We start from the raw sequence: 6,703 nt of genomic DNA, 5'->3' as shown, positions 1-6,703 counted from the left end.
GAACTGTCGCTTTCGCGGGGGTGAGACCAGACCGCGGCGGGGACCTGTCGCTTTCGCGGAAGCGCGCTACCGGTGGATGGGGGAGACGGGCACCGCGTCGAGGGTGAAGACGGGGATGCTCGACGTGACCGGGGCCGGCTCGACCGCGGCCGGGATCGAGACGCCGGCGGCCTCGAGGCGGGCCTCGGTCTCGGCCGCCGTGACGGGCTGCCCGACCGTGGCGTAGTGCCCGATCGGCACCACCGAGTGCACGACGTTGTGGCCGTACACGTGCACGAGGTTGTACGACTGCGCACCGTCACGACCGCGGGTCCCGCCCTGGAACTCGGTGAGGTCCTGCGTGTAGCACGTCGCACTCGCGACGGAGACGGGGATGCCCGCGAACACGGCACTCGTCGAGTAGTGCAGGTGTCCGGCGATGATCGCGATGACGTCACTGCCCTCGACCACCTCGGCCAGGGCGTCCTGCTCGCGGAGCTCCACGAGGACCGCGAGGTCCTGCACGCTCGGCACGGGCGGGTGGTGCATCGCCAGGATGGTGCCGTGCGGTGCCGCCTCGGACAGGACCTCGGCGAGCCAGTCGAGCTGCTCGGGGGAGACCTCACCGTGGTGCCGGCCCGGCACGCTGGTGTCGAGCGTGATGACGCGGAGGCCGTTCACGTCGTAGACGAAGTCGACGGGGCGGTCGGTCGGCTGCAGGCCGAAGAGCTCCTGGCGGAAGGCGCCGCGCTCGTCGTGGTTGCCCATCGCCCAGATGACCTGGGCACCGATGCGCTCGGCCGCTGGCTGGACGATGTCGCGGATGCGGGCGTAGGCACCCGGTTCGCCCTTGTCGGCCACGTCGCCGGTGACGACGATCGCTTCGGGGCGGGTGCCCGCGGCTTCGATGTCGGCGATGATCTCGGTCAGACGCGCCGCAGAGTCCACGTCGCCGTAGAGGTCACCGTCGCCTGCCACGAGGTGGGTGTCGCTGAGGTGGAGGAGGAAGTGGTTCGGCCTGGGGTGTTCGGCCGTCCGGCTGTCCATCGGGGTTCCATTCCGTTGGCGGGTGCTCGATGCAACACAGTGCCACACCGTCCTGGACGAGTCCAGCACGTGTCGGTGAATCGAACGTGAACGTGACCCGGCGTGTTCCCGACGCACGAAGAAACCCCCGCCACTTCCGTGACGGGGGTTGCTTCGGCTGACTCGCTAGTGGTTGCCCGCTCCGATGGCAGCGGCGGGGTGCTCGCCGCCGTCCAGCTCGGGACCGTGGTGCGCGGCGTGCGCTGCCTCAAGCTCGGCCTTCGTGACCGGCGTGATGCGGTCCTCGAAGAAGAAGCGGGAGACGCCGGCACGCAGCTTCTGCACGCTGGAGATCTTGCCCTTGGCGTTCGGGCGGATCATGAGCGGCTTGTACTCGTTGAACTGCAGGAGCTTCCAGCGCTCGTACTCGTCGAGCTGCTCGTGCACCTCGATGTACTCGCCGTGCGGCAGTCGCACGATGCGGCCGGACTCGTACCCGTGGAGCACGATCTCGCGGTCCTTCTTCTGCAGCGCGAGGCAGACACGCTTCGTGATCCAGAAGGCGAGGAACGGGCCGAGGACCGTCGTGGCCTGGATCACGTGGATCACGTGCTCGATCGAGACCATGAAGTGGGTCGCGATGATGTCCGACGACGCGGCGGCCCAGAGGCTCGCGTAGAGGGTGATGCCGGCAGCACCGAACGCCGTACGGGTCGGGGCGTTGCGCGGGCGGTCGAGGATGTGGTGCTCACGCTTGTCACCGGTGATCCAGCCCTCGATGAAGGGGTAGAGCAGGATCGCCAGGATGAGGAGCACCAGCACCGCGATCGGCGCCAGGATGTTGAACGACACCGTGTAGCCGAACCACACGACCTCCCAGTGCGGCGGCACCAGACGGAGCGCACCGTCCGCGAAGCCGATGTACCAGTCAGGCTGGGTACCGGCGGACACGGGGGACGGGTCGTACGGGCCGTAGTTCCAGATCGGGTTGATCGTGAACATCGACGCGATGAGGGCGAGGATGCCCGCGACGATGAAGAAGAACCCACCGGCCTTGGCGGCGAACGCGGGGAGGATCGGGACACCGACGACGTTCTCGTTCGTCTTGCCCGGACCCGCGAACTGCGTGTGCTTGTTGATGACGACCAGCACGAGGTGGACGCCGAGCACCGCCACGAGGATCGCCGGCAGCAGCAGGATGTGCAGCGTGTAGAGGCGGCCGACGATGTCAGTACCCGGGAACTCGCCGCCGAACAGCAGGTAGGCGATCCAGACGCCGATCACCGGGACGCCCTCGATCATGCCGACGATGATGCGCAGACCGTTGCCGGAGAGCAGGTCGTCGGGGAGCGAGTAGCCCGTGAAGCCCTCGGCCATGGCCAGGACCCAGAGGAGGAAGCCGAACACCCAGTTGAGCTCACGCGGCTTGCGGAAGGCGCCGGTGAAGAACACGCGGGCCATGTGCAGCATGATCGAGGCCACGAACAGCAGGGCCGCCCAGTGGTGGACCTGCCGGACGAAGAGCCCGCCACGGATGTCGAACGAGATGTTCAGCGTGGACTGCAGCGCCGTCGACATCTCGACGCCCTTGAGCGGGACGTACGAGCCGTTGTAGACGACCTCGGCCATCGACGCCTGGAAGAAGAACGTCAGGAAGGTGCCGGAGAGCAGGACGACGACGAAGCTGTACAGCGCCACCTCGCCGAGCATGAAGCTCCAGTGGTCGGGGAATATCTTGCGCCCGACCTCCTTCACGAGGCCCGAGATGCTCGTGCGCTCGTCGATGTAGTTCGCGACCCCGCCGATGATGCGGGATCCACGCTCCGGCGCCGGCTTGGTGCTCGACGCGGGTGCATTGGTGGTGGTGGTGCTCATCAGCGTTCACGCTCCCAGAAGGACGGTCCGACGGGCTCGTGGAAGTCGCTCTGGGCAACCAGGTAGCCGTCGTCGTCGATCGCGATAGGAAGTTGGGGGAGAGGGCGTGCGGCCGGGCCGAAGATGACGTCGCAGTTGTTCGACACGTCGAACGTGGACTGGTGGCACGGGCACAGCAGGTGGTGCGTCTGCTGTTCGTAGAGCGCGACCGGGCACCCCACGTGGGTGCAGATCTTGGAGTACGCGACGATGCCGTCGTAGCCCCAGTTCTCGCGCCCCTTGGCGGGGTTCAGGTCCTTCGGGTCGAGGCGCATGAGGAGGACGGCGGCCTTGGCCTTCTCTTCGAGCATGTGCTCCGAGTCGAGCATCCCGTCGGGGATGACGTGGAAGACCGAGCCGATCGTGACGTCGGACGCCTTGATCGGGAGACCGGTCGGGTCCTTGGTCAGGCGCATGCCCGACTTCCAGAACGTGTGGCGGAGGAGCTCGTTCGGGTCGGCCGCCGGCGCGAGGTCACGCACCAGGACGATGCCGGGGAGCGGGAACGCGGCGAGGGCACCGATCATCGAGTTGCGGATCAGCTTGCGACGGCTGAAGCCGGACTCCTTGTCGGCGAGCTGGAAGGCCTCGACGGCCTTCGCACGGGTCGCGTCCGTGCCACGGGTGGTGTGGCGGAGCTCCGAGATCTCGCGGTCGACGACGAGCGACTTCGACCAGTACACGGCGCCGAGGCCGAGCGCCAGCAGGGCCAGCGCGATCGACAGGCCGAGGAACAGGTTCGCGGTGCGGACCGTGCCGAAGTCGTCGGAGTCGATCGGGAAGGCCACGTAGGCCGCGATCGCCAGGACGCTGCCCACGATCGACAGGTAGAAGAACGTGGCGACCTGACGCTCGGCGAGGCGCTGCTTCTTCGGGTCGACGTCGGTGCGGCGCGCGCGGTGCGGCGGCTCGCCCGGGTTCTCGAACGGGTCCGCGGGGAGGACCGCGATACCGGCCGGCGTCGTGGTCGTGCCGTGCTTCTCGACAGCCGAGGACGAGTTCAGTGCCTCGTCGTCGTGCTCTGCCATGGTGTTCCCTTCAGTGTCGTTCGACACGGACGATCAGTTGGACTTCGCGGTCAGCCAGACGGTCATCGCGACGACCGCGCCGAGTCCGAAGATCCAGATGAACAGACCCTCTGCCACCGGGCCGAGGGAGCCGAGGGCGAACCCACCGGGCGACTTGTTGTCCTGCACGTACTTGAGGTACGTGATGATGTCGGCCTTCTGCTCGGGCGTGAGGTTGAGGTCGTTGAAGACCGGCATGTTCTGCGGGCCGGTGACCATGGCCTCGTAGATGTGCTTGCCGGACACCGACTGCAGGTTCGGCGCGTACTTGCCCTCGGTCAACGCACCACCGGCGCCGGCCACGTTGTGGCACATCGCGCAGTTGATGCGGAACAGCTCGGCACCCTCGGCGGCGTCGCCGTCCTCGCCGTTGGTGAGCTCGGTGGAGGGGACCGACGGGCCCGGGCCGAGGGACGCGACGTACTCGGCGAGGGCGTCGACCTGCTCGTCCGTGAACTGCGCCGGCTTCTCTTCTGCCTGGGGGCCCTGCGCTGCCATCGGCATGCGGCCGGTGCCGACCTGGAAGTCGACCGACGCGGCGCCGACACCGATGAGGGACGGACCCTCGCTGGTGCCCTGCGCGGAGAGGCCGTGGCAGGTGGCGCAGTTGGAGGCGAAGAGCTTCTGGCCCTCGTTCACCTTCGACTGGCTCGACGCCGCCACGGTGCTCGTGCTGTCGTCGGCGTTCGCCGTGGAGCTGAACAGCGCGTACGCACCGCCGGTGGTCATGAGACCGACGACGATGAGCGACACGGTCGCCATCGGGGAGCGGCGGCCCTTCTTGGACTTGCTTCTGTTGAACATGCGGTGGGGGCTATCCAGTTCCTACTTGAGAAGGTAGATGACGGCGAAGAGGCCGATCCAGACGACGTCGACGAAGTGCCAGTAGTACGACACGACGATCGCGGTGGTCGCTTCCTTGTGACCGAAGTTCTTGGCGGCGAAGCCGCGGCCGAGCGTCAGCAGGAAGGCGATGAGGCCGCCGGTGACGTGGAGGCCGTGGAAGCCGGTGGTCATGTAGAAGGCGGAGCCGTAGGCGCTGGAGGAGAGCGTCACGCCCTCGTGCCAGAGGTTCGCGTACTCGAAGATCTGGCCGCAGACGAAGATCGCGCCCATGCAGTACGTGACGAAGAACCACTCCGTCATGCCCCAGTCCTTCGGGTTCCAGCTGGTGCGGTGCACCTGGAAGCGCTCGGCGGCGAAGACCGCGAACTGACACGCGAAGCTGGACAGCACCAGGATGATCGTGTTCACCGAGGCGAACGGCACCTCGAGCTTGGAGGTCTCGGTCGCCCAGAGCTCGGGCGAGGTGCTGCGCAGCGTGAAGTAGATCGCGAACAGGCCGGCGAAGAACATGACCTCGCTGCCCAGCCACACGATCGTCCCCACGGCAACGGCGTTCGGCCTGTTCAGGACCGGACCGCTGGCGGATCTGGAGAGAGGGGTGCTAGTCACGTCCTCCATTATGGCCGAAACCCCCGACAGTGTTTTCGCAGGAGACTGGCGGGTCTCTCGAATTCACTACGATCGAGACATGTCCGACCTCCTCACCTGGCCCTCGGCGATCAGCGCGCTCATGGCGCGCGAAGACCTGACGATCAGCCAGTCCACATGGGCCATGCAGGAGATCGTCCAGGGACGCGCGACCGAGGCGCAGATCGCGGCGTTCGTCGTGGCGCTCCGCGCCAAGGGCGAGACCGTCGACGAGGTCGTCGGCTTCCGCGACGCGATCCTCGAGGCCGCCGTCCCGCTCGACGTGGACCCGATGGCGCTGGACATCGTGGGCACCGGCGGCGACGTCGTCGGCACCGTGAACGTCTCGACGATGTCCGCGATCGTGATCGCTGCGGCCGGCGTCCCCGTCGTCAAGCACGGCAACCGTGCGAGCTCGTCGAAGTCCGGCTCGAGCGACGTCCTCGCCGCCCTCGGCCTCGACCTCACGATGGACGCCGCGCGTGTCGCGGACACCTTCCGGCGTGTCGGGCTGACGTTCGCGTTCGCCAGCGCCTTCCACCCCGGCTTCGCCCACGCGGGCAAGGTGCGGCGGGAGATCGGCGTCCCCACGGTCTTCAACTTCCTCGGGCCGCTCGTCAACCCGGCGCGCTGCGAGGCGAACGCGGTCGGGGTCGCGCAGCTCGAGCTCGTGCCGATCATCACGGGCGTGTTCCAGACCCGCGGGGCGACGGCGCTCGTGTTCCGCGGCGACGACGGGCTCGACGAGCTCACCACGACCGGTCACAGCCACATCTGGGAGGTCACGGGCGGCCGCGTGACCGAGCACGACATCGACCCGCGCGACCTCGGCATCGCCCGTGCCCGCATCGAGGACCTGCTCGGTGGCGACCCGGAGCACAACGCCGCCGTGGTGCACCGCCTGCTCGCCGGCGAGGTCGGAGCGGTGCGCGACATCGTCCTGCTCAACGCCGCGGCCGGACTGGTCGCCTTCCGGCTGGCCGAGGACCCGGCCGAGGTGGACCGGCCGATCCTGCAGCGCTTCCGCGAGCAGATGCTCGTCGCGGCCGAGGCGATCGACTCCGGCGCCGCAGCGCGCAAACTGGCTGACTGGGTCGGCGCGGCCCCGGCCGCGTAGCCGCTCGCCCCTCGCAAGACGCAACGACGGCGGCTGCTCGCAGCGGCACAGCGCTGCGAGCAACCGCCCACGTTGCGTTTTGCGGAACGGGACGGAACTGGACGCAACTGACTGGAGGCGCGGTGCC

At 68.0% G+C, this 6,703-nt stretch carries 6 protein-coding genes; 1 reads left to right on the top strand and 5 read right to left on the bottom strand.

Translation table 11 applies throughout. The features are described from left to right. Window positions 1–66: 66 nt before the first annotated feature. The 5 genes from BIU96_RS12930 to BIU96_RS12910 all read right to left on the bottom strand — a co-directional run bounded on the left by BIU96_RS12930 (window position 67) and on the right by BIU96_RS12910 (window position 5,450). A complete protein-coding gene (locus BIU96_RS12930) occupies window positions 67–1,026 on the bottom strand; it encodes a phosphodiesterase (protein ID WP_071293029.1) in 960 nt (319 codons plus the stop codon). 165 nt (window positions 1,027–1,191) lie between these two features. Next, entirely contained in the window at window positions 1,192–2,880 is a 1,689-nt protein-coding gene (locus tag BIU96_RS12925; RefSeq protein ID WP_071293028.1) for a ubiquinol-cytochrome c reductase cytochrome b subunit, read from the bottom strand. Further along, window positions 2,880–3,947 (bottom strand): ubiquinol-cytochrome c reductase iron-sulfur subunit, encoded by a 1,068-nt coding sequence (locus BIU96_RS12920; protein ID WP_071293027.1) that lies wholly within the window; start codon window positions 3,945–3,947, stop codon window positions 2,880–2,882. The genes BIU96_RS12925 and BIU96_RS12920 overlap by 1 nt, the downstream gene beginning before the upstream one ends. A 33-nt stretch (window positions 3,948–3,980) precedes the next feature. Beyond that, a complete protein-coding gene (locus BIU96_RS12915) occupies window positions 3,981–4,790 on the bottom strand; it encodes a cytochrome c (protein ID WP_071293026.1) in 810 nt (269 codons plus the stop codon). A gap of 21 nt (window positions 4,791–4,811) precedes the next feature. Beyond that, window positions 4,812–5,450 carry a heme-copper oxidase subunit III gene (locus BIU96_RS12910; protein WP_058743205.1) on the bottom strand — a complete coding sequence of 213 codons (639 nt, stop codon included), beginning with the start codon at window positions 5,448–5,450 and terminating at the stop codon, window positions 4,812–4,814. A 70-nt stretch (window positions 5,451–5,520) separates the two neighbouring features. Between BIU96_RS12910 and trpD the strand changes: the two genes are divergently transcribed. Next, window positions 5,521–6,576, top strand: a complete 1,056-nt coding sequence (trpD, locus tag BIU96_RS12905) for an anthranilate phosphoribosyltransferase (protein WP_071293025.1) — start codon at window positions 5,521–5,523, stop codon at window positions 6,574–6,576. Window positions 6,577–6,703: the final 127 nt, after the last annotated feature.

It is taken from the genome of Curtobacterium sp. MCBA15_008 (genome assembly GCF_001865065.1).
Taxonomy (GTDB): Bacteria; Actinomycetota; Actinomycetes; order Actinomycetales; family Microbacteriaceae; genus Curtobacterium.
Note: the sequence above shows the minus strand (reverse complement) of the source record. Positions and strands in the feature narration are given on the sequence as shown.